Source organism: Rahnella bonaserana, assembly GCF_019049675.1.
GTDB classification, from domain to species: domain Bacteria; phylum Pseudomonadota; class Gammaproteobacteria; order Enterobacterales; family Enterobacteriaceae; genus Rahnella; species Rahnella bonaserana.
In genome coordinates this window covers 21,699-45,653 of the sequence record NZ_JAFMOW010000068.1, presented here as the reverse complement: position 1 = coordinate 45,653, position 23,955 = coordinate 21,699, and the positions used below count along the sequence as shown (strand labels likewise).

General features: G+C 52.6%; 19 protein-coding genes. 14 read left to right on the top strand and 5 right to left on the bottom strand.

The features are described 5' to 3' along the window. Positions 1 to 164: 164 nt before the first annotated feature. The 8 genes from J1778_RS21930 (at position 165) to yejF (ending at position 10,425) form a co-directional block, all read left to right on the top strand. The gene (locus J1778_RS21930) at positions 165 to 1,148 is read left to right on the top strand and encodes a CobW family GTP-binding protein (RefSeq protein WP_217174963.1); all 984 of its coding nucleotides are present in this window, start codon (positions 165 to 167) and stop codon (positions 1,146 to 1,148) included. A 51-nt stretch (positions 1,149 to 1,199) separates the two neighbouring features. After that, the gene (locus tag J1778_RS21925; RefSeq protein ID WP_217174962.1) at positions 1,200 to 1,913 is read left to right on the top strand and encodes a phosphatase PAP2 family protein; all 714 of its coding nucleotides are present in this window, start codon (positions 1,200 to 1,202) and stop codon (positions 1,911 to 1,913) included. A gap of 427 nt (positions 1,914 to 2,340) precedes the next feature. Beyond that, positions 2,341 to 2,916 (top strand): bifunctional murein DD-endopeptidase/murein LD-carboxypeptidase, encoded by a 576-nt coding sequence (gene mepS, locus J1778_RS21920; RefSeq protein WP_113877468.1) that lies wholly within the window; start codon positions 2,341 to 2,343, stop codon positions 2,914 to 2,916. 244 nt (positions 2,917 to 3,160) lie between these two features. After that, complete coding sequence (locus tag J1778_RS21915) at positions 3,161 to 4,666, top strand: cyclic di-GMP phosphodiesterase (protein WP_238484852.1); 1,506 nt, start codon at positions 3,161 to 3,163, stop codon at positions 4,664 to 4,666. Positions 4,667 to 4,862: 196 nt separating this feature from the next. Further along, on the top strand, positions 4,863 to 6,668 hold the full coding sequence (locus tag J1778_RS21910) for an extracellular solute-binding protein (protein ID WP_217174961.1): 1,806 nt from the start codon (positions 4,863 to 4,865) through the stop codon (positions 6,666 to 6,668). 10 nt (positions 6,669 to 6,678) lie between these two features. Continuing rightward, positions 6,679 to 7,773, top strand: coding sequence for a microcin C ABC transporter permease YejB (locus tag J1778_RS21905; protein WP_217174960.1), 1,095 nt, complete (start codon positions 6,679 to 6,681; stop codon positions 7,771 to 7,773). After that, entirely contained in the window at positions 7,773 to 8,816 is a 1,044-nt protein-coding gene (locus tag J1778_RS21900) for an ABC transporter permease (RefSeq protein ID WP_217174959.1), read from the top strand. The genes J1778_RS21905 and J1778_RS21900 overlap by 1 nt, the downstream gene beginning before the upstream one ends. A 1-nt stretch (position 8,817) precedes the next feature. After that, positions 8,818 to 10,425, top strand: a complete 1,608-nt coding sequence (yejF, locus tag J1778_RS21895) for a microcin C ABC transporter ATP-binding protein YejF (RefSeq protein ID WP_217174958.1) — start codon at positions 8,818 to 8,820, stop codon at positions 10,423 to 10,425. A 57-nt stretch (positions 10,426 to 10,482) separates the two neighbouring features. Here the strand turns inward: yejF and J1778_RS21890 are convergent, their stop codons facing one another. Next, the gene (locus J1778_RS21890) at positions 10,483 to 10,827 is read right to left on the bottom strand and encodes a YejG family protein (RefSeq protein WP_217174957.1); all 345 of its coding nucleotides are present in this window, start codon (positions 10,825 to 10,827) and stop codon (positions 10,483 to 10,485) included. A gap of 679 nt (positions 10,828 to 11,506) precedes the next feature. Here J1778_RS21890 and J1778_RS21885 point away from each other — a divergent pair. Genes J1778_RS21885 through J1778_RS21875 form a run of 3 tightly spaced genes read left to right on the top strand, consistent with a single transcriptional unit; the run spans position 11,507 to position 15,188 of the window. After that, positions 11,507 to 12,124, top strand: coding sequence for a sorbitol dehydrogenase family protein (locus J1778_RS21885; RefSeq protein ID WP_217175354.1), 618 nt, complete (start codon positions 11,507 to 11,509; stop codon positions 12,122 to 12,124). Beyond that, positions 12,124 to 13,779, top strand: a complete 1,656-nt coding sequence (locus tag J1778_RS21880) for a GMC family oxidoreductase (RefSeq protein ID WP_217174956.1) — start codon at positions 12,124 to 12,126, stop codon at positions 13,777 to 13,779. Before J1778_RS21885 ends, J1778_RS21880 begins: the two co-directional genes overlap by 1 nt. After that, positions 13,776 to 15,188: a cytochrome c gene (locus J1778_RS21875; RefSeq protein ID WP_217174955.1), complete on the top strand. Its 1,413-nt coding sequence runs from the start codon at positions 13,776 to 13,778 to the stop codon at positions 15,186 to 15,188. The genes J1778_RS21880 and J1778_RS21875 overlap by 4 nt, the downstream gene beginning before the upstream one ends. A gap of 61 nt (positions 15,189 to 15,249) precedes the next feature. On the opposite strand, the gene J1778_RS21870 is transcribed toward J1778_RS21875, so the two are convergent. Both J1778_RS21870 and idnO read right to left on the bottom strand, forming a co-directional pair. Beyond that, the gene (locus tag J1778_RS21870; RefSeq protein WP_217174954.1) at positions 15,250 to 15,993 is read right to left on the bottom strand and encodes an SDR family oxidoreductase; all 744 of its coding nucleotides are present in this window, start codon (positions 15,991 to 15,993) and stop codon (positions 15,250 to 15,252) included. Between the two features lie 8 nt (positions 15,994 to 16,001). Beyond that, positions 16,002 to 16,766 (bottom strand): gluconate 5-dehydrogenase, encoded by a 765-nt coding sequence (idnO, locus tag J1778_RS21865; protein ID WP_113877461.1) that lies wholly within the window; start codon positions 16,764 to 16,766, stop codon positions 16,002 to 16,004. A 205-nt stretch (positions 16,767 to 16,971) separates the two neighbouring features. On the opposite strand from idnO, the gene J1778_RS21860 reads away from it, so the two are divergent. Both J1778_RS21860 and J1778_RS21855 read left to right on the top strand, forming a co-directional pair. Next, positions 16,972 to 17,955, top strand: coding sequence for a LacI family DNA-binding transcriptional regulator (locus J1778_RS21860; protein WP_217174953.1), 984 nt, complete (start codon positions 16,972 to 16,974; stop codon positions 17,953 to 17,955). Positions 17,956 to 18,281: 326 nt separating this feature from the next. Next, a complete protein-coding gene (locus J1778_RS21855) occupies positions 18,282 to 19,634 on the top strand; it encodes an MFS transporter (RefSeq protein ID WP_153374955.1) in 1,353 nt (450 codons plus the stop codon). 166 nt (positions 19,635 to 19,800) lie between these two features. On the opposite strand, the gene J1778_RS21850 is transcribed toward J1778_RS21855, so the two are convergent. Beyond that, complete coding sequence (locus tag J1778_RS21850; protein WP_217174952.1) at positions 19,801 to 21,000, bottom strand: Bcr/CflA family multidrug efflux MFS transporter; 1,200 nt, start codon at positions 20,998 to 21,000, stop codon at positions 19,801 to 19,803. Between the two features lie 27 nt (positions 21,001 to 21,027). Further along, positions 21,028 to 21,735, bottom strand: a complete 708-nt coding sequence (gene rsuA / locus J1778_RS21845; protein WP_112290097.1) for a 16S rRNA pseudouridine(516) synthase RsuA — start codon at positions 21,733 to 21,735, stop codon at positions 21,028 to 21,030. 319 nt (positions 21,736 to 22,054) lie between these two features. Between rsuA and radD the strand changes: the two genes are divergently transcribed. After that, positions 22,055 to 23,818 (top strand): DNA repair helicase RadD, encoded by a 1,764-nt coding sequence (gene radD / locus J1778_RS21840; protein WP_217174951.1) that lies wholly within the window; start codon positions 22,055 to 22,057, stop codon positions 23,816 to 23,818. Positions 23,819 to 23,955: the final 137 nt, after the last annotated feature.

Below are 23,955 nucleotides of genomic sequence, written 5' to 3'. Positions count from 1 at the left end.
ATTTAACATTAATACATCTAATGGAATTTACATGGCGAACAGCAAAATAATTTGTTGCTCTTGCGGGCAGAATTAAGCAATCCATGTTATTCATCGGCACAAAACTGGATTTTCTTAACGGGTCGCTGCACATTGTTGGGTGAATTTTTAAAAGGATGTGACCCATGACCAAAACCAACCTGATCACCGGCTTTCTGGGAAGCGGTAAAACCACCACGCTGCGCCACCTGCTGGCTCAGAAGCCTGAAGGTGAAAAATGGGCCGTGCTGGTCAATGAGTTCGGAGAGATTGGAATCGATGGCGCACTGCTGGCGGACAGCGGTGCGGTATTGAAGGAAATCCCCGGCGGATGCATGTGCTGCGTTAACGGCTTACCGATGCAGGTCGGGTTAAACATGTTATTGCAGCAGGCAAAACCTGACCGGTTGCTGATCGAACCTACCGGGCTGGGCCATCCGAAGCAGATCCTTTCTTTATTAACCTCTGACGTTTACAGCAACTGGCTGACGCTGAATGCCACATTGTGTTTGCTTGATCCGCGCCAGCTGAGTGAACAGCGCGTCATTGAAAATGAAAACTTCCGCGATCAGCTTGCTGCAGCGGATGTGATTGTTGCCAATAAAGCGGATGTGGCGCAGGAAAATGACCGGAAAGCGCTGGAAAGATGGTTCAGCGAAAATGGCCGTGAGCGCCGCCTGGTGGTGGCTTCTCAGGGGGAGATTTCCCCTGCTCTGCTGGATTTACCACGTCTCAATCATACCGAATTACCCGAAGGCCAGCATCATCATGCTCACGCATCAAAGCGCGGACTGGCGGCACTGAGTCTGCCAGAAAAGCAGCGCTGGAGACGTGCACTCAACGAAGCCGGCGGTTATACCAGTTGCGGCTGGATATTTGATGGCGAAACGGTGTTTGACACCGCGGGCATGCTTGACTGGGCTCGTGCCGCGCCGGTTGACCGCGTGAAGGGTATCATTCGTATCAAAGAAGGCGCACTGATGATTAACCGCCAGGGCAGTGATCTGAAAATCGAAACCAGACCGGTGGCGCCTTTAGACAGCAGAATTGAGCTTATTACGCAGAATCAAACCCAGTGGAATGTTCTGCAATCATCTTTGTTGAAGATTCGTTTAAGTTGTAGAGATTAAGTTAACGTCCATTACGTTAATCGTTACCCTGCTAAGAATAGGTCTTCATATATGTGGCGCCGAAATATTCCTGCAATCCTGATACTCAATGTATTAGGTATTGCCCTTTTTCTGTCTTTCTATTTACCTGCAAACCACGGTTTCTGGTTCCCGATTGATAAGTCGATCTTCTTCTTCTTTAACCAGCATCTGGCGACTGACGCGTGGTTCCTGCATCTGGTCGCAGTGACCAATAACCGCGCCTTTGATCTGATCTCATTGCTGGCCATGGGTTTGCTCTACCTGAGCTATTTCCTGAAGCAGGATACCGCCGGACGCCGCCGTTACATCATCATTGGCATCGTGATGCTGCTGACCGCTGTCGTGCTAAACCAGCTCGGTCATTTACTGCCGGTCAGTCACAAGAGCCCTTCTCTGAGCTTCCCTGGCGTAAACCGGGTCAGCCAGCTGACCGGTATCCAGACCAAAGATGCGTCCGCTGACAGCTTCCCGGGCGACCACGGCATGATGCTGATTATTTTTTCCTGCTTTATGCTGCGCTATCTGAGTAAATCAGCCTTCTTTATCGCCTTGCTGATCACCATTATCTTCTCGCTGCCGCGTGTGATGATTGGCGCACACTGGTTTACGGATATTGCCGTCGGTTCCATGTCAGTCGTTCTGGTTGGCGCCAGCTGGTGGCTGATGACACCGGCCAGCGATATGCTGATTAACTGGCTTGAGAGAAAATTGCCCGGTAACAAAATTCCTAAAACTACGACGTAATTTTGCATTCATACAAATAAATTATGGTCAGGCAGATGTTGATGATCTACCTGACCTTTTTTTCATCCAATTTCCGGATATACTTTGCTGAAATTTGCACGCAGAAGCCGCTTGTGACGTGGTTTTAACCCAAATTAGTATATAAATCACCCATCGTTTTTAACATCTTTACTAACATCAGCTTACATCACAATTTCTTATAAAAAATCCCACAAAACCTCTCGCAATCCCTTATTCATTACGGTACTCTCCAAATCGCCCTCATAGAAATGTGACAAAAACACCCGTATTGAAGGAAAAAACGTGCTCTAACGCACATTTTACCCGTCTGGTATTTGTCCCGACTAATTGCGGCAGGTAGTCTCGCTTCGTTTGGCAATTTTAATAACGATTTCATCGTTAAGGACAGCAAGGGATAACAACAATAATGGTCAAGTCTCAACCGTTTATGAGATATATCACGCGGATGATTCCCGCAATTGGCGCAGCAATTCTTCTCTCTGCGTGTAGTGGTATGCATTCTTCGAACACAGAAAGCGCACAAACTGATATGCGTGCAGTAAATGACAAAGACGGTCTTCTACTGCAAGCCTCTCAGGATGAATTCGAAGCAATGGTTCGTAGCGTCAACGTTAAATCCAAAATTATGGATCAGTACGCTGACTGGAAAGGCGTTCGTTATCGGTTAGGCGGCGACAGCAAGCGTGGTATCGATTGCTCAGCGTTCGTTCAGGTAACATTCCGCGAACAATTTGGTATGGATCTCCCTCGTTCTACTTATGAACAGGAAGAAAAGGGCAAGAAAGTTCAGCGCACGAAATTGCGTCCGGGTGATCTGGTTCTGTTCCGTGCAGGTTCTACAGGCCGTCACGTTGGTATTTATTTAGGTAACGATCAGTTTGTTCATGCATCCACCAGCAACGGTGTGATGATTTCAAATCTGAAAGAGTCCTACTGGAATGCCCGTTATCGTGAAGCAAGACGAGTTTTAGCTAACGGTTAATCCCGTTACCTTATGATTTAGTTCTTGTTGTCCTATGCCAAGCGAATAAAAAAACGTCATCTCCTGATGGCGTTTTTTTATGCCTGTAATAAAGTGTATTTAATGTCTGCTGTTTTTTTGACTACGTTATACTTTTATTTCCTCGGCGAGAAAAAGGGCAAAACATATGGGTTTAAAAACGGCGTTAACACACACCGTGTTACCCAAGCGCCGGTATTTAAAAAGAAGTATTCTTTTTTCAGCTTTGTTTTTTATTTTCTTTACTGCCGTCACCCTGACCGTCATTAAAACCAATACCCTTCGCGAACAACATCAAATCGCTCAGCAAACCGCCCGTTTTGCGGCTGACTATTTCCACCAACTCTCCGACACAATGAGCAAAATTGCATTGCTCACTGATGAGCCCTGCAACTCCATTGCCGGTGAATTAAATCGGGATGCTGCATTCAGCGTTGGTGTGCGTGATTTTCAGCTGGTGCGCAACGGAATGGTTTTTTGTTCTTCTGCCTCGGGTAACCAAAATATTCCCGCCAACAGCTCGCTGCATAATATCGACTTCGATAAAACAATGAGTATCAACCTGCAAATGGGGACGCCTGCGGTGCCTAACCGCGCGGTGATCATCGTCTGGCAGCGCAATCCTGGTACGTATAATGATGGCGTCATCGCCACGCTTGAGCTGACACTCTCGCCTTATATGCTGTTTGCCCAACAGGGCTCGGGTTATCGGGGATTTGCTTTGCTGGTAGGAGAATCAGCACTTATTTCAGCGCAGGATCAGCTGATTCCGGTCAGTGAATTACCGCGCAGCCAGTTTACGGAGACCGAAATTGAGGGCTATCCGCTTACTGTGCGTCTTTACTCCCCTACCCTCACCGGTGACAGCATTCTTTTTACGCTGTCCGGTGGATTGTTGCTGAGCCTGATGGTGTGCGCCCTGATTTATCACAGCCTGCTTAACCGCCATAATGTTGAACGTGTGATCCTGCGTGGCCTGAAAAATAAAGAGTTCTTTGTTGAATACCAGCCGGTTATCGATTCAAAAAGCCTGAAAGTAACCGGGGTGGAGGCCCTGCTGCGCTGGCAGCACCCGATTGAGGGCCGCATCCCACCGGATGTTTTTATCGGCTACGCCGAAAATCAGGGGCTAATCGTTGAACTGACCCAACACATGATGGCGCTGGTGGCGGTGGACGCCCATACCTTGCAGCATGCTTTTCCTGAACCCGCAAAACTGAGCATCAACATTTCCCCTCATCATATGAATAAAATCAGTTTTCATGACGATGTGATGAATTTTATCGAAGCTTTACCGGAGAATGCTTTTCAGGTGGTGTTTGAAATCACAGAACGCGGCATGATTGATACCGAAGGTGCGTTACGGGAATTTAACTGGCTGCGCCGTCATAAGATTGAAATCGCCATCGATGACTTCGGCACCGGCCACAGCGCCCTGATTTATCTTGAGAAGTTTACCCTGGACTATCTGAAAATTGACCGCGGTTTTGTGATGTCGATTGATCAGAAAACCCTGATTGCGCCGGTGCTGGATACCGTCCTCAGGCTCACGGAAGAACTGAGGATCAAAACCGTTGCTGAAGGCGTGGAAACTCAGATGCAGGCAGAATATCTGCGTAATCATGGCGTGACCTATCTGCAGGGATATCTGTATAGCAAGTCGTTAAGTGTACCTGAGCTTCTGGACTTTATTCGGGATTTCAATGAGAAAGATGCCACATGGCAGATTTGACCTGCATCAGCCCCGCATCTTTTGTGCCATTTTTCTTTTAGGCGTCTGCATCTGGTTGTGATAAAAAGTCCGGGATCAGGGATGAAATCTAAGGCTGATGCGTTACAAGGTCTTAGCTATCAATTGATTAAGCCCGAACAATAATCTGCGGCATCGCCGTACACTGCTCTCACCTTCACAGGAGTGCTGATTCAGGATGTTTTCTCGCGTGTTTGCCGTTGTGCTGTGCCTGTTGAGCTTCAGCGCACAAGCCGAAGTCATACAAGACAGCTATGCGTTTGCCATTTTAGGTGAACCTAAATACGTCTCTAACTTCAGCAGTTTTGACTACGTCAATCCCGCCGCGCCGAAGGGAGGACAGATTACGCTGGCCGCTATCGGCACGTATGACAACTTTAACCGCTTCGCCTCACGGGGCAATCCGGCAGCTCGCAGCGGCTCGCTTTACGACAGCCTGTTCACCACTTCGAGCGACGAAATCGGCAGCTATTATCCGCTGATTGCCGATTCAGCCCGCTATGACAGCCAGTACCGCTGGGTCGAAGTGGATATCAATCCGCGAGCCCGTTTTAACGACAACACGCCAATCACCGCCAGCGACGTAGCATTCAGCTTCAAAAAGTTCATGACCGAAGGCGTACCGCAATTTCGGGTGGTTTATAAAGGTGTAGAGGTCAAAGCCATATCGCGTCTGGCGGTGCGTATAGTCTTGCCGAAACCGGATAAAGACATGATGCTCGGTTTGCTGGGCCTGCCGGTTCTGCCACAGGCGTTTTGGGAAAAACACAAATTCAACGAACCGCTGAGCACACCGCCGCCAGGCAGCGGCCCTTACCGTATCAGCGACTATAAGCTCGGCCAGTACATCACCTATTCGCGCGTTCCTGACTACTGGGCCGCCAATTTGCCGGTTAACCGCGGGCGTTATAATTTCGATACCATCCGCTACGATTATTACCTGGATGATAATGTCGCCCTGGAAGCCTTTAAATCTGGTGCCTTTGATTTCCGCATGGAATCCTCGCCAAAGAACTGGGCAACGCAATATCAGGGGGGCAATTTCAGCAAAAACTTCATTGTGAAAGCGGATGAAGTAAATCAGGCCGCGCAGGATACACGCTGGCTGGCTTTCAATCTTCACAGGCCGCAATTTGCCGACCGGAAGGTGCGCGAGGCCATTACTCTGGCGTTCGATTTTGACTGGATGAATAAAGCGCTCTATTTCGGTGCCTACCAGCGGGTGAACAGCTATTTCCAGAATACCGAGTATGCGGCGAAAGATTATCCGAACTCTGCCGAACTGGCCTGGCTCGGGCCGCTGAAAGGTCAGGTTCCGCCGGAAGTCTTCACTTCGCTGTATCAGCCGCCCCGTTCCGATGGCAGCGGCAACGACCGCGCCAATCTGCTGAAGGCCACCGCACTGCTGAAAGAAGCGGGCTGGGAAGTGAAAGATCAGGTGCTGGTGAACAGTAAAACCGGCAAGCCATTTACCTTTGAACTGCTGCTGCCGGGCGGTGGAAACTCGCAGTACGTGCTGCCGTTCCAGCATAATCTGCAACGTCTCGGTATTAAAATGTCGATCCGCGAAGTGGATAACTCCCAGTTCGTGCGCCGTATGCGTCAGCGTGATTACGATATGATCCCGACGGTTTATCCTGCCACGACTTATCCGAGCAGCGATTTACGGATTTACTGGAACACCCAATATCTGGATTCCACGTATAACAAATCGGGTATCAGCGACCCGGCCATTGATAAACTGACCGATGAAATTGCCGCGAACCAGGGCAAACCGGACGCGCTGTTAGCACTTGGACATGCGCTGGATCGGGTTCTGACCTGGAACAGGGTGATGATCCCGATGTGGTACACCAACCATGAACGCTATGCGTACTGGGATAAATTCTCGATGCCGGCTGTCGCCCCGTCCAACGGAATGGAACTCGACACCTGGTGGTACGACGTGAACCGCGCAGCACGTTTACCTGCGCAACGCCGCTGAGGAGGAGAGTGTGGCCGCCTATCTGTTAAGACGACTACTGCTGGTGATCCCGACGCTGTGGGCGATCATCACGATTAACTTTTTCATTGTGCAAATTGCGCCCGGCGGACCGGTCGATCAGGCCATTGCCGCGATAGAAATGGGGCAATCCACTGGTTTACCTGGCGCCAGTTCCGGCAGCGGAAATGGTAAAGCGTCACCGGGTCTGGCGCAGTTTGGCGAAGGTCAGTATCGCGGTGCCCGCGGCCTTGATCCCGAAGTGATCGCCGAGATCACCCACCGTTTCGGTTTCGATAAGCCCCTGCATGAACGGTATTTTGAGATGTTATCGAACTACGTTCGCTTCGATTTTGGTGACAGCCTGTTCCGCGGTTCTTCCGTGATGGGTCTGGTGAAAAGCGCGCTGCCGGTTTCCGTCACTATCGGCCTGTGGAGCACGCTGATTATCTATCTGGTGTCAATTCCGCTTGGCATTCGCAAAGCCGTACGCAACGGCTCCCGGTTTGATACCTGGAGCAGTTCGGTGATTATCGTCGGCTATGCCGTTCCTTCCTTTTTGTTCGCTATCTTATTGATTGTGCTGTTTACCGGCGGCAGTTACCTCGACTGGTTCCCGTTGCGCGGCCTGACGTCGCCGAATTTCGATACATTACCCTGGTACGGCAAAGTGACCGATTATCTCTGGCACATCACATTGCCGGTGCTGGCGACGGTGATTGGTGGATTTGCCACCTTGACCATGCTGACCAAAAACTCCTTTATGGATGAAGTGGGTAAGCAATATGTGGTGACTGCCCGCGCTAAAGGGCTGAACGAGAAGCAAATTTTGTACAGGCATGTCTTTCGCAACGCGATGTTGCTGGTGATCGCCGGTTTTCCTGCCACTTTTATCAGCATGTTTTTTACCGGCTCTTTGCTGATAGAAGTGATGTTCTCCTTACAGGGGCTGGGATTGCTGGGCTACGACGCCATCGTACAGCGCGATTTTCCGGTCATTTTCGGCACGCTGTATGTTTTCACGCTGATTGGATTGCTGCTTAATATCGTCAGCGATATCACTTACACGCTGGTTGACCCGCGTATCGATTTTGAGGGCCGCCAGTAATGCGCCTTTTTAAACTGAACTCCGTCAGTCAGGCACGCTGGGCACGCTTCTGCCAGAATCGCCGTGGTTACTGGTCGCTGTGGATTTTCATGATGATGCTGATCCTGGTGCTGTTATCCAACGTCCTCGCCAACGACAAACCGCTGCTGGCACGTTATCAGGGACATCTCTACGTGCCGTTTCTGGTGAATTACAGCGAAACGACATTTGGTGGTGAACTGGAAACGCCTGCTGATTATCAGGATCCGTTTGTTGTCCGTCAGATTGAAGACCACGGCTGGGCAATCTGGGCGCCCATCCGCAGCAGTTATAATTCCATTAACTTTTCCACCGCGCAGCCCTTCCCTTCGCCGCCTTCTTCGCAAAACTGGCTGGGCACCGACAGCAACGGTCACGATGTGCTGGCGCAAATCCTCTACGGGCTGCGGATTTCCCTGTTCTTTGGCATTATGCTGACCGTGCTGACTTCCATGATTGGCATTATGGCCGGTGCCACACAGGGCTATTATGGCGGGCTGATTGACCTGCTCGGGCAACGTTTTATCGAAGTGTGGTCCAGTATTCCGACGCTGTTCCTGATTATCATTCTGGCAAGCGTTGTGCAGCCGAATTTCTGGTGGCTGCTGCTGATCACGGTGCTTTCTGGCTGGATGACGCTGGTGAGCGTAGTACGCGCCGAATTCCTGCGTACCCGCAACTTTGATTACATCCGTGCCGCGCAGGCCATGGGCGTCAGTGACAGCGCGATTATGCGCCGCCATATGCTGCCCAATGCGATGGTCGCGACGCTGACGTATCTGCCGTTTATCCTGTGTGGTTCAATTACCACCCTGACGTCGCTGGATTTCCTTGGTTTTGGTCTGCCGCTGGGTTCACCGTCGCTCGGGACGTTGCTGATGGAAGGTAAAAACAATTTGCAGGCGCCGTGGCTGGGCATCAGCGCATTCGTGGTGCTGGCCGCCTTACTGTCATTACTGATTTTCATTGGTGAAGCCGTTCGCGACGCCTTTAATCCGTCCGCACATCATCATGAGGCGCTCTGAAATGACAGACTCTCCTCTCTTACAAATCAAAAATCTCAGCGTCGCCTTTCGTCAGGGTGGCCAGCAGCGTGAAGTGGTCAGTGATGTGTCCCTCGATATTCATGCCGGTGAAACCTTAGCGCTGGTCGGTGAATCCGGTTCCGGAAAAAGCGTCACCGCGCTGTCGGTATTACGCCTGCTGCCCTCTTCGGTTATTTACCCGCAAGGCGATATTGTGTTTGCCGGACAATCGCTGCTCCACGCAGACAGCACTGCCCTGCGCCGGATCCGCGGTAACGAGATTTCGATGATCTTTCAGGAGCCGATGGTTTCGCTCAATCCGCTGCATACGCTCGAAAAACAGCTCGCCGAAGTGCTGATGCTGCACCGAAATCTGCGCGGTGACGTGGCGCGCAGCGAAATCCTGCGCTGTCTGGATCGCGTGGGTATCCGCGAGGCCGCCTCGCGCCTGAAAGATTTTCCGCATCAGCTTTCCGGTGGTGAACGCCAGCGCGTGATGATTGCCATGGCGGTACTGACCCGCCCGAAACTGTTGATCGCTGACGAGCCAACCACTGCGCTGGATGTTTCCGTGCAGGCACAAATTTTATCGCTGCTCGATGAACTCAAACAGGAAATGGGCATGGCGATGCTGTTTATCACCCATAACCTGCGCATTGTGCGCCGTCTGGCGGACACCGTGGCGGTGATGCAAAACGGGCGCGTGGTGGAACAGCAACCCCGCGCCACGCTGTTCAGCCAGCCTCAGCATCCCTATACACGCCAGTTATTGCAGGCGGAACCTCAGGGTCGTCCGCAACCGCTGAACAGCGAATCTTCCATTCTGCTCGACGTCAAAAATCTGGATGTCGGTTTCCCGGTGAAACGCGGTCTGCTGCGCCGGACCGTCGGTATCAAACATGCGGTGAATCAGGTGAGTTTTCAGCTGCGTCGCGGCGAAAGCCTGGGCGTGGTCGGTGAATCCGGTTCAGGAAAAAGCACCACCGGTCTGGCTTTGCTGCGACTGATGAAGTCGCAGGGCGAAATCTGGTTCGATGGCCAGCCGCTGCACACCTTTTCGCGCAAAAAAATGCTGCCGTTCCGCAGCCGGATACAGGTGGTATTTCAGGATCCGTTCTCGGCACTGAATCCGCGATTTACGGTCGGGCAGATTATTGCCGAAGGTTTGCTGGTTCACCGGAAAATCAGCGAACAGGAACGGGAAAAAGAAGTGATCCGCGCCATGCAGGAAGTGGGATTAGATCCGGAGTCACGCCATCGCTATCCAACGGAGTTTTCCGGCGGTCAGCGCCAGCGTATTGCCATTGCCCGTGCGCTGATTTTACAGCCGGAAATGCTGATCCTTGATGAACCGACGTCGTCTCTGGATAAATCGGTACAGGCGCAAATTCTGACTATCCTCAGTGAGCTGCAACAGCGCCACGGCCTGACCTATCTGTTTATCAGCCATGATTTGCACGTGGTGCGGTCTTTATGTCATCAGCTGATAGTGTTGCGAAACGGGGAAGTGGTCGAACAGGGAGATTGTGAGCAGATTTTTACCGCGCCAAAGCAGACTTATACCCGGGAGTTGCTGGCAGCGTCTGACGCATTCGACACAATCCAATAGGTATCGGCGAACAAGGTGCTGAAGGAAATCGCCTGAAAGCGTGAGATTTCAGGCGGTTCAGAACGGATAAAGTGCGCTAACGGATTCTGCGATCGCGGCGCCAATATTCTTCAGGCAGCAAAGCGTGGCGCTTTCATCTTCACGATGAACAAACAGGCAGGGTTCACCGTCAATTTCAACGATCGCGGCTTTAACCTGAATATCTTCTAACGCATTCGTCAGCTGGTGCATGACCTGCCAGGCGAGTTCGCCCTCATGGCTGAGCAGTTTCAGGCCGATCAGATTGTTATCTTCATCGTTACCAGGCAACGGAATCGGTTCAACTTTGATACCGGCAAAACCTGACAACCAGCGATAACTTTGCGGCAAACGATGTACTACCGAAAGTTGGATATTATTCACGTGGCTCCCCAGACAGTGATTCATACATCTTATACAAGATGTTTTTACAAAATCGCTACAACCATACAGCTTAAGTTATAGCCGACAGTCTTCGCTTTGCCCAACTTACGCTCAAATAATTAACATTAAATTAACGTTGCCGGATACAAAAACGCAGATTGAGGTCATTTTTATGTCTGCTCCCGGATAATTTGAGAGGCAGATCTCATTTTGGCTTATTTGTAACCTTTTCCAACTTGATCTACAACCATTTTAATCAATTGACGTTACTTTTAATTGCTTATTCATTTACATTTTATATACAAATAACAATCAATGAAAACGCCAAAATCTCTGTTTATCCCTTAACTGTCAGGTAAATAGACAGTAGTCACTTCGTGTAACAGTCAAAGTCCGGTGTTAATTTCATCCTGAAATGAACCAGTTGGTTACAATTTTTTCCGCGCCGCATCATACGTTAAAATCTGGATCTAATGTTAATAAATCCGCACAATTTGTTTGCACAAATCCCTCATTCCTGGCTTATCATCCGCACCGTTATAAGTGGTATACCCTATCGGGACAGATATCGGCTGGAACTAACCCGCTGATAAATCTCGCATTACGCAAATTATAATAAGAATCAGACAAGCGAATTCACTGCCGTTTGGCAAAACAACCCATTCCCAGCGAGAAAGAGATGGAAAACGATCCTTCAATTATTGGAAGAAATTCACCAGAAAATGGAACCGGTTTCAGTCGTCGTGAACTGCTGAAAGGTCTCACCTCCGCGATGGTAGCTACCACGCTGCTCGGTTTCCCGTTCCTGAGCCAGGCGGAGAAAGAAACCGCCACACAGGATCCGGTCATCTTCGGTCAGTTCTATCTGGTTTCACAGGCCATCACTGAGCATAAAAATATCAGCGAAGGCTCATCTGCACAGATTTTTAACGCCTTTTATCGTTCACAGCCCGACTTCCCGGCGCAAGTCAGCAAGTTGCATGCGCTGGTGAAACCGGGTCAGGCGGCTAAAGATTTGCAGGAAGTGGCAAAGCAAAACGGTCTGGGTGAACTGGTCACCAGTATCGTCACTGCGTGGTATACCGGCACGGTCGGACATGGAACCGATTCCATATTGATTTCATATAAAGATGCACTGATGTATCGCCCGGTGAGTGACGGCCTGATTGTGCCGACTTACTGCGGTAATGGCCCGCTGTACTTCACTGCTGCGCCTCCTGCTGCCGCGATGCCGGAATCCATGAACGCCGATCGTTTTACCAACCCTTCTGAAACAAATGTTGTGAGCAAAGCCTGATGAAAAAACCAGAATTTACTGCAGACGGCGATGCGTCTGCTGATGTGATTGTTGTCGGTTCCGGCATCGTGGGCGGCATGATTGCCGATCAGCTGGTCAGCCAGGGATATTCCGTTCTGGTGCTGGAAGCAGGCTTACGTATCGAACGCGCGCAGGCCGTGGAAAACTGGCGCAATATGCCTTTCGAAAACCGTGCAGGCTCTGACTTCCAGGGTTTGTATCCGCAGTCAGAAAAAGCCCCTGCTCCGTTGTACTTCCCGGAAAATAACTACGTCCACCTGACCGGGCCGAGCGCCAGCAGTTTCAAACAGGGTTATCTGCGCACCGTTGGCGGCACCACCTGGCACTGGGCGGCTTCCTGCTGGCGTCATGTTCCTAACGATTTCAAAATGAAAACGCTGTACGGCGTGGGCCGCGACTGGCCGATTTCCTATGATGAACTCGAACCGTATTACTGCCGCGCGGAAGAAGAGATTGGTGTAGCAGGCCCGAATGATCCTGAACTGCAATCACCTTCCGAGCGCAGCAAACCCTATCCGATGGAACAGGTGCCTTACGGTTACGGCGACACACGTTTTGCTGAGATCGTGAATCCGCACGGTTACCGTTCAGTGCCGATCCCCCAGGGCCGCAGCACGCGTCCGTGGAACGGTCGCCCGACCTGCTGCGGTAACAACAACTGCCAGCCGATCTGCCCGATTGGTGCAATGTATAACGGTATTGCCCACGTGGAGCGCGCAGAAAACAAAGGCGCCGTGGTGCTGGCCGAAGCGGTTGTCTATAAAATCGACACCGATGAAAACAACAATGTGACCGCCGTTCACTGGCTGGACAGCGATAAAAAATCGCACAAAGCCACCGGTAAAGTCTTCGCACTGGCTTGCAACGGTATCGAAACTCCGCGTCTGCTGCTGATGGCAGCTAACGAAAAGAACCCGAACGGTATCGCTAACTCGTCTGATCACGTTGGCCGTAACATGATGGACCACTCCGGTTTCCACTGTACGTTTATTGCCAAAGAGCCACTGTGGATTGGCCGCGGTCCGGCGCAGAGCAGCTGTCTGGTGGGCCCGCGCGACGGTGATTTCCGCAAAGAATATTCTGCCAACAAAATGATCCTCAACAATATCAGCCGTGTGATCCCCGCAACGTCAAAAGCGTTGCAGATGGGTCTGGTCGGCAAAGAGCTGGATGAGGAAATTCGCCGCCGTTCTATCTTTGGTGTGGACTTGTCTATCAGCCTGGAACCGCTGCCGGATCCAAATAACCGCCTGACACTCAGCACCACCCGTAAAGATCCGCACGGTCTGCCGTGCCCGGACATTCATTACGATGTCGGCGATTACGTGCGTAAAGGCGCGGAAGCCGCGCATAAACAGCTGGAACACATCGGTTCCCTGTTTATGGCCGAAGAATTCAACATCACCACCAGCCTGAACGCCAATAACCACATCATGGGCGGCACTATCATGGGCAGTGATCCGAAAGATTCTGTGGTTAACGGTGAATGCCGTGCGCACGACCACGCTAACCTGTGGTTGCCGGGCGGCGGTGCGATTCCGTCATCAAGCGTGGTGAACAGTACGCTGACGATGGCCGCACTCGGCCTGAAAGCAGCAGACGACATGGCGAAAAAACTGGCAGGTGCAGCATGAAAAAACTTCTCACCGCCTGCCTGCTGAGCGCCGCGTTCGGGGGCTTTGCCGCCAGCGCGATGGCAGATGACACTCAGGAAGCCCTTATTCATCAGGGTCAGGAAGTCGCGACAGCGGCTGACTGTCAGGCCTGTCATACCGCGCCGGAAGGCGGTAAGCCGTTTGCCGGTGGCTATGAAATCCACTCGCCGATGGGCACGATTTACACGACGAACATCACGCCATCGAAGCAGTTTGGTATCGGTAGTTACACCGAAGAACAGTTTACCCGCGCGGTGCGTGAAGGCGTTCGCCCTGACGGTGCCAATCTGTACCCGGCCATGCCTTACACCTCTTACAGCCATATGAGCGATGCCGACATGCACGCGCTGTATGTCTATTTCCAGCAAGGTGTTAAGCCGGTCGAGCAGCCGAATGTTGAAACTGCCCTGCCGTTCCCGTTCAACATGCGTATTGCCATGGCGGGCTGGAACATGATGTATCTCGACAGCACCCCGTTTAAGCCGGATCCGTCGAAAAGTGAGCAATGGAACCGCGGCGCGTATCTGGTCAACGGTGCCGGTCACTGTGATACCTGCCACACGCCACGTAACCTGATGATGGGGTCGGTGACGGATCAACCGCTGGCCGGCGGCATGGTCGGCCCGTGGTATGCGCCCAATATCAGTTCTGATCCGGTCAGCGGTATCGGTAACTGGTCGCAGGCTCAGCTGGTGGAATACCTGAAAACAGGTCGTACTGCCGGTAAAAACCAGGCAGCAGGCGGCATGGCTGAAGCGGTGCAAAACAGCCTGCAATATATGTCTGACACTGACCTGAATGCGATTGCGTTCTACCTGAAAAACAGCACACCGGTACGTGACCCGCGTGATACGCAGGCGGCGGATACTTTCGGTAAGCCGGTGAATGTTGAAGAAGGTCTGCGCGGTGCGCATCCGTTTAACGCCAATAAAACCATCGATAACGGGGCGGCATTGTTCAGCGGCTACTGCGCCAGTTGCCACCAGCCCGACGGATCAGGCAGCAAGAATCAGGCGTATCCGTCGTTATTCAACAACACGGCGACCGGCATGGGCAATGCGTCAAACCTGATTTCCGCGATTCTGTACGGCGTAGATCGTCAGGTTGGCGACCATCACGTGCTGATGCCTAAATTTGGCGTGGGTTCGTATGTCGGTCAGCTGGATGACCAGCAAATCGCTGACATCTCTAATTACGTGCTGAAGAACTACGGCAACGCGGCTATTCAGGTCAGCGCGCACGATGTCGCAGTGTTACGCGCAGGCGGGCCGGTCACATTGCTGGCGAAATTGCAGCCGTTTATGGCTCCGGCAATGGTGGCTGGCGTGATTATTCTGCTGGTACTGATTTTCTGGCTTGGCCGGAAACGCAAAATCAAAGCAGCGTAATCCGTATACCGACATGCAAAACGGCCCGTAACGGGCCGTTTTTTTATGCCTGAAACTCAGTTTATCCGCGACCGACCAGCGGCATGGCACTCGCCATGACGGTCATGGTCAGCACGTTGGTGTCGAGCGGTAAACCGGCCATAAATGCCACCGCCTCGCCGACGCGTTCCACCGGGATCACCGGTTCTTCAGCAATATGCCCGTCGGCCTGCATTCTGCCCGCCAGCGCCTTATTGCCCATATCCGTCGCCGCATTGCCGACGTCAATTTGTCCGCAGGCGATATTGAATGCGCGCCCGTCCAGCGCCGTGGATTTGGTCAGCCCGGTAATCGCGTGTTTGCTGGCGGTGTATGGCGCGGAATTCGGACGCGGTGACTGCGCTGAAATCGATCCGTTATTGATGATGCGTCCGCCCTGCGGCGATTGCTGTTTCATCAGTTTCACCGCCGCCTGCGTACACAAAAACGCACCGGTCAGATTGGTATTGATCACCGACAGCCAGTCTTCCACCGGCAGTTCTTCAATCGGCACATCTTTCACGTTATTACCGGCGTTATTGAACAGCAAATCCAGACGTCCGAAGGTTTCGTGAATATCCTGAAACAGCGCGGCGACTGACTGCGGGCGGGTCACATCCAGCTGGCGCGCCACCGCCTGTCCCGGCGCAAACAGCGCAACGGCCTGCTCCAGCTTTTCTTTGTTTCGTCCGGCCAGAATCACGGTAAATCCAGTCGCTTCCAGCGCTTTCGCGGCACTCAGACCGATACCGCTGCCCCCGCCAGTGATTAATGCAATTTTGTTCATTGGGCCTCCTATACTGCAGCCAGCATGCCGCCATCAATAAAGAGTAAATGACCATTCACGAAATCTGAGGCCTTAGAAGACAGATAAACCGCGCCGCCGACCAGCTCCTCCGGATTACCCCAGCGTGCAGCAGGGGTGCGTTTGCACAGCCATTCGGAGAACTCTTTGTTATCCACCAGCGCCTGCGTCATGTCAGTTTTGAAATAGCCCGGTGCGATACCGTTCACCTGAATATTGTAGCGTGCCAGCTCAACGCACATGCCGCGGGTCAGCATTTTTACCGCACCCTTTGACGCGGCGTATGGCGTGATGGTGTCGCGGCCCAGCTCACTTTGCATCGAACCGATATTGATGATTTTGCCACGCTCGCGCTGGATCATGTAACGCGCCACCGCCTGCGATACCAGGAACACAGATTTCTGATTCACCGCAATCACGTCGTCCCAGTCTTTTTCCGGAAACTCAGTGAATTTATGGCGACGCTGAATACCGGCGTTATTTACCAGCACATCAATCGGGCCGATAGTGCTTTCGATATGATCAATCGCCTGATTCACCGCCTGGCTGCTGGTGACATCGAAAGAGACGGCATGGGCGATAAAGCCTTCTGCACGCAAGGCTTCAGCCGCTTTTTGCGTCGACTCCGGTTGCGTGCCGTTAACGATAATTTCTGCGCCATGCTGCGCCAGCCCTTTAGCCAGCAGGAAACCCAGACCGCGCGTCGAGCCGGTGATCAGAATCTTTTTATTATCCAGTGAGAACAGATTTGTCATGACGTTGGCCTTATTGAATGCTGATTTAAAAAGTTAGCTTCACTACACCGGTTTACCCTGCGCTAAACTGTGATACAGATCACCTGACGGAATGTTAAAAAACCCTGTTACTCCCGGTGTGATCCTCATCATTTTGATAACAATTTCCGGCGCTTTCTGTTTCAATAACAAGGTATCTTTGCAGGCCCAATCAGGAAAATTCCGCATGAGAAATCAGCGCGTGACACTACAGGACATCGCCCAACTGGCGGACGTCACAAAGATGACGGTGAGCCGTTTTCTGCGCACGCCGGAAAAGGTGTCTCCTGAAACCCGCGAACGCATCACAAAGGTGATGGAAGAAGTGGGATATCCGCTGGAAGAAGCCCGCGGACCGGCGAAAGCGCCGCGTATCGGCATCTTAGTGCCCTCGTTCAACAACCAGATTTTCTCCGACTTGCTGGCCGGTATTGAGTCAGTCACTTCCGCACAGGGTTTTCAGACGCTGGTGGTCAATTACGATTACAGCAAAGAGCGCGAAGAAGAACATATCGTCAATCTGCTGGGTTATCAGCTTGCAGGGCTTATCCTCACTGATTCCGTGCATACGCTGAAAGCCGATAAGTACCTGAATGCCGCCGAAATTCCTGTCGCACAGGTGATGGATCTCGATGACACGCACGGGCGCATCGCGGTCGGTTTTGATAATCAGCAGGCCGGTTACGATATGGCGAATACCCTCCTCGCCAGCGGCAAAGAGCATGTGGTGTATTTCGGTTCGATGTCGGATGCCCGTGACCAGAAACGTTATCAGGGTTACAGCCGCGCCATGACTGAACGGGGTCTGACGCCGGTACATATCACGCCCAATAAAGTTTCATCCGTATCTATTGGTGCCGGAATGTTAGCCATGGCGCGCCAGTTATATCCGCAGACCAACGCTATTTTATGTACCAATGACGATATTGCCGTTGGTGTGTTACAGGAATGTATCAAATTGGGCATCCGCGTTCCGCAGGACATGGCGATTTCCGGCTTCCACGGATTAGATATCGGGCTGGCCACCACACCATTACTGGCCAGCGTCATCACGCCGCGCTTTGAAATGGGGAAAGTCGTTGCGGAGATTTTACTCAAAAAAATCAGAAACCTGCCTACGATTGAACGTGTAGATCTGCACTACCGGATTTCCCTTGGTGGCACGATTTAACTCTCCTTTCTGCCTCAGTTTCCCCCTTCCATCCTGCACGCGAACTCCGGTGCAGGATCACGTATGTGGTAACACCTTTTCTTAACATAATTCAACGTGACTCCTGTCACGAAATACTTTCCTCAAAATGCTTTTATTAAGTCATCGCCGAAAGACGAAATATTTAATTAAACGTCGCATTGAACATGCTCTAAATAATTCGGGTTGCGGGAAGGCGGCAAGGCCGTTAATCCCCGTGAGCTTACACAAGTAAGTGACCGGGGTTGGCGGGCGCAGCCAACGCCTCTGCAACCTGAAGTATGACGAGCTTCACCGAGGATCATAGAATGGATAATAAGATTCCTAAGGCCCGCTGGTTACGTGTCATTACACCAATACTTATCGCCTGCATTATTTCCTTCATGGACAGGGTTAATATTAGTTTCGCCATGCCCGGCGGTATGGACGCGGAATTAGGGATTACCGCTTCAATGGCCGGACTGGCCGCCGGTATATTCTTTATCGGTTATTTATTCCTGCAGGTTCCGGGAGGCAGTCTGGCGGTTCACGGCAGCGGACGGAAATTTATCGCCTGCTCGCTGATTGCCTGGGCGGTGATCTCCATCCTGACCGGCTTTATCACCAATCAGTATCAGTTGCTGTTCCTGCGCTTTGCGCTGGGTGTGGCAGAAGGCGGGATGTTGCCGGTAGTGCTGACCATGGTCAGCAACTGGTTTCCGGATAAGGAACGCGGTCGCGCCAATGCTTACGTGCTGATGTTCGCACCGCTCGGCGGGATGATCACCGCGCCGCTTTCGGGTCTGATTCTGGATACGCTCGACTGGCGCTGGTTGTTCATCATCGAAGGGGCATTGTCTTTCGTGGTGATGATTTTCTGGTGGTTCACCATCAGCGACCGTCCGGAAGAGGCCAAATGGCTTTCTGAGCGTGAACGCGACTATCTGGTGACAGAACTGAACCGCGAACGCGAAGCACTTAAAGCACTGGCACCGGTAAATAACGCGCCGCTGAAAGAGGTGTTCCGTAACAAGTCTATCGTCAAGCTGATCATCATTAACTTCTTCTATCAGACCGGGATTTACGGCTACACCTTATGGCTGCCGACCATTCTGAAAAACCTGACCGGCGGCGACATGAGTTCGGTCGGTATGCTGGCGATTATCCCTTACGTCGGTACCATGCTGGGTATCCTGGCGATGTCGGTACTGTCGGATAAAACCGGTAAACGTCGTATGTTCATCGCCCTGCCGTTGTGTGGTTTTGCAGCCTGTCTGGCAGCGTCCGTGGCTTTCGGCCACAACATAATGGCGGCCTACGGATTCCTGGTCGGTGCGGGGTTCTTCCTGCAAGCCGCAACCAGCGCCTTCTGGACTATTCCGGGCAAAGTTACCACGCCGGAAGTCGCAGGCAGCGCACGCGGTGTTATCAATGGATTGGGTAATCTGGGGGGGTTCTGCGGACCCTATCTGGTCGGCGTGCTGGTCAGCCTGTACGGTCAGAGCACCGCGATTTATGCGCTGGTCGCCTCATTGCTGATTGCCGCAGCGGTCACGACATTACTGCCTAAAGAGTGTGATATGGCGCTGGTGCCGGGCGCAAAAGCCAAAGCCATGGCCGACGAATATGCCCGGGCCAAAGCAGCGCGCCGGGTTCAGGGAGTGAAAGCAGAAGTGGTTTAATGCTCAAGCACGAAGCAGAGAAAACGGTGCTGGTTTTGCTCCTCCCCATGCGAAGGGGGACGTTGGGAGGGGGTTTTAAGAGCTAACATCTTGTCAAAGCACACTTTGCCTTTTTGATTTTGACCTTAATACCCCACCCCAGCCCTCCCCTTCGCAGGGGAGGGAGTTATGCAGATACTGCTTTCACCGGACGACTGGCATAGAGATACAGCAGCGTCGCAGCCAGAATACAGAACGCCATTGAACCGACCATTGGCCAGGCGCTTTTTGCAGTAAACAGTGACAGTACGGAACCAATCGCCGCACCGGTGCCGAAACGAATCGTTCCCGCCAGAGAAGCCGCAGTCCCCGCCATATGCGGGAAGTCGTCCATAATCACCGCCATGGCGTTTGACGTGACCATCGCAATCACACCGACATATCCCGCCACACCAATGACCATTGCCCAGAACGGCAATCCGAAGGTGCAGACAATCACCAGCCACATGCCCATCGTCAGCTGCACAAACAGCCCGAAGCGGAACATCTTCACCGCCCCCGCACGACGCACATTACGGCTGTTAATGAGGGTGAGGATCACCAGCGCCACAATGTTCAGCGCAAAGTAAAAACCAAAGTGCTGCGGCGAAACACCATTCAGTTCGATATAGACAAACGGACCGGCGCTGAGGAAGGAGAACATACCGGCGAACGAGAAACCACTCGCCAGCATATAGCTCAGCACGCGTTTATGGCGGAACAGGGACGCAAAGTTACCGACGCTGGTACGCAAATGAAATTTCTGCCGTCGTTCTTTGGGCAGCGTCTCTTTGATATACACACCCACCAGCGTGGCGGCGATCAGCGCGGCAATTGCCATCGCCCAGAAAATTGCGTGCCAGCTGAAAACCGCCATCAGCAGCCCCCCAAGCATCGGCGCCAGCAGAGGTGCAACGGTCATAACCAGCACCACAAAAGACATCATCCGGGAGAATTCATCTTTGGTGAACATGTCACGCATCAGGGCATTGATCACCACACTGGCGGCGGCGGCGGCGAGACCGTGCAGGAATCGCATCCAGACCAGCTGTTCGACCGATTGCGCCAGCGCACAGGCACCGGCGGCGACGGCAAAAATCAGCACGCCCCAGAAAATAACCGGCTTACGCCCGAGGCTGTCCGCCATCGGTCCGTAAAACAACTGCCCTATCGCAAAACCCAGCACATAGGCGCTGAGCGTCATTTGCACACTGCCCGCCGGAACACCATATTCCTGCGCGATCACGGGCATACTTGGCAGATACATATCGATGGCCAGAGGCATCAGCATCGATATCAATCCCAGGATGAAAATCAGTCCGATGTGGGATACCGGTTTTTCTTGCACTTTCAGCTGCTCCAGTTATAGGAAAAACTAGCGCGAGGGAACGCCAACGCTGGCAATTTCCTGCGCGGTTAAAGGCCGGTACTGACCCGGTTCTAAATCTTCATCCATCACGATCTCGCCGATACGTTCGCGATGCAGGCCCACCACGCGGTTACCCACGGCGGCAAACATGCGTTTCACCTGATGATAACGGCCTTCGCTGATGGTAAGGCGCACCAGGCAATCTTCGATTTTCTCGAGTTGTGCCGGTTTGGTCAGGGAATCTTCGTTATGCAGCTGAACGCCCGCTTCAAACTGCGCAGCGGTATCGTCAGCCAGCGGATGTTCGAGGTTGACCAGATAGGTTTTTTCGCAGTGATGGCGCGGTGACGTGATGCGGTGTGACCACTGGCCGTCGTCAGTCATCAGCACCAGACCCGTGGTGTCGATATCCAGACGCCCTGCCGCATGCAGTTTGTAGGCCACCGGTTCTTCGAGGAAATACAGCACAGTCGGGTGATCCGGATCATCGGTAGAACACACATAGCCCTGCGGTTTATTGAGCATGAAATAACGCGGGCCGGTGATTTGATCCAGTACGTTGCCGTCGAATTCGACACGCTGCTCAGGGCTGATTTTCATCGCACCCGTTTTAACGATTTCGCCGTCAACGGTGACACGTTTGTTGCGAAGCTCACGCAAAACCAGCGCGCGACTTACACCTAATTGCTGAGATAGAAACTTGTCCAGACGCATTGAGTAGACTTGCCTTCATGGCGATCTGAGTGATCGCGTTACTGATAAAACACAAGACCCCGCCGTCGCTTTAGGCAACTGACAGGGTTCAGGGTTGTTCGGTTCGTAATAATTGCAACGAGTTATTATTACTTAGAGGAGGCAGACAGGCTGCCGCATTGAGACCAACAGTATAGCCGCGCAACCGGTCAGGAAGAAGGAAAATAAGCAGGCTAAACATTCACGCCAGGTGATTTTTTTGCTCATCGCTATAGGCCTGATTTCTTGGCATACTTCACTACTGTCTTTATTAACAGTAATACTACAGGTGAATGTTGCCGTGACCGCTTTTACGCTCCGCCCCTATCAGCAGGACGCCGTGGATGCCACCCTGCGTCATTTCCGCCAGCATCATGAACCGGCCGTGATCGTCTTGCCGACCGGCGCGGGGAAAAGTCTGGTGATTGCCGAACTGGCAAGAGTGGCGCGCGGGCGCGTTCTGGTGCTCGCTCACGTCAAAGAGCTGGTGGCGCAAAACCACAGCAAATACCTTTCTTACGGGCTGGAAGCGGATATTTTCGCCGCCGGACTGAATCTGAAACAAAGCAGCGGCAAAGTGGTGTTTGGCAGCGTGCAGTCCGTTGCACCTAATCTCGCAGAATTCAGTGGCGAATTTTCCCTGCTGATTGTCGATGAATGCCACCGGATTTCCGACGATGATAAGAGTCAGTATCAGCAGATCATCGGCCATCTTAAGGCACAAAATCCCCGTCTGCGCCTGCTCGGACTGACCGCCACGCCTTACCGGTTAGGCAAGGGCTGGATTTATCAGTATCACCATCAGGGCATTGTGCGCGGTGATGCCAACAGTCTGTTTCGCGACTGTATTTATGAACTGCCGCTGCGTTACATGATCAAAAACGGCTTCCTGGTCCCGCCAGAGCGGCTTGATATGCCGGTGGTCAGCTACGATTTCAGCCGGTTGCAGGCCAACAGCAACGGGCTGTTCAGTGAAGCGGATCTGAATAACGAACTGCGTCAGCAAAAACGCATTACGCCGCATATCATCAGCCAAATCATTGAATTTGCGCAGGATCGTAAAGGCGTGATGATTTTCGCTTCGACGGTGGAACATGCCGGCGAAATTTTCGGCCTGCTGCCCGCAGGCGAAGCGGCGCTGATCAGCGCACAAACGCACGCCGTCGAGCGTGACCGGCTGATTAATGCATTTAAAGCGCAGCAATTACGCTATCTGGTGAATGTGTCGGTGCTGACTACCGGCTTCGATGCGCCGCATGTGGATCTGATCGCCATCCTGCGCCCGACCGAATCCGTCAGCCTGTATCAGCAGATTGTCGGACGCGGGCTGCGGCTGGCGCCGGGCAAAACTGACTGCCTTATCCTCGATTACGCCGGTAATCCGCACGACCTGTTTACGCCGGAAGTCGGCAGCCATAAGCCTGCGGGCGATAACAAACCGGTGCAGGTGTTCTGTCCTGCCTGCGGTTTTGCCAATATCTTCTGGGGGAAAACCACGGAAGACGGCACCATCATCGAGCATTTTGGCCGCCGTTGTCAGGGCGTGCTGGAGGATGACGAGGGCAATCGAGAGCAGTGCGATTTCCGTTTCCGCTTTAAAAGCTGCCCGCACTGCGGCGCGGAGAATGATATCGCCGCGCGACGCTGCCATCAGTGTCAGGAAATTCTGGTTGATCCCGACGATATGCTCAAAGCTGCGCTGCGTCTGAAAGACGCACTGGTACTGCGCTGCGGTGGCATGAACCTGGAAAACGGGCGCGATGACAAAGGCGAATGGCTGAAAATTACCTATTACGATGAAGACGGTGCGGACGTTTCTGAGCGTTTTCGCCTGACGACGCCTGCCCAGCGCATGGCGTTTTTGCATAACTTCCTGCGTCCGCACCAGCGTGCGCCCGGCGTACCGCTGGAATGGAGTAGCGCTGCGGATATCGTCGCGCAACAGGTTTTATTACGTCATCCGGATTTTGTGGTGGCGCGCATGAAAGGCCAGTTCTGGCAGGTACGCGAAAAAATGTTCGATTATGAAGGCCGGTACCGGCGTGCTAATGAGCTGCGCGGGTGAGAAAGCCGGCGATTTATATTGCTGCCGCTACCCTGCTCCGGTATCATACCGCCCGCTTTCGCCTTGTGTGAAAGCCGCAGTACTCAACTCGTCACTCGGTCGCAGGTGGCGGGGCACATTTTAGAAGTAGTTCTAAT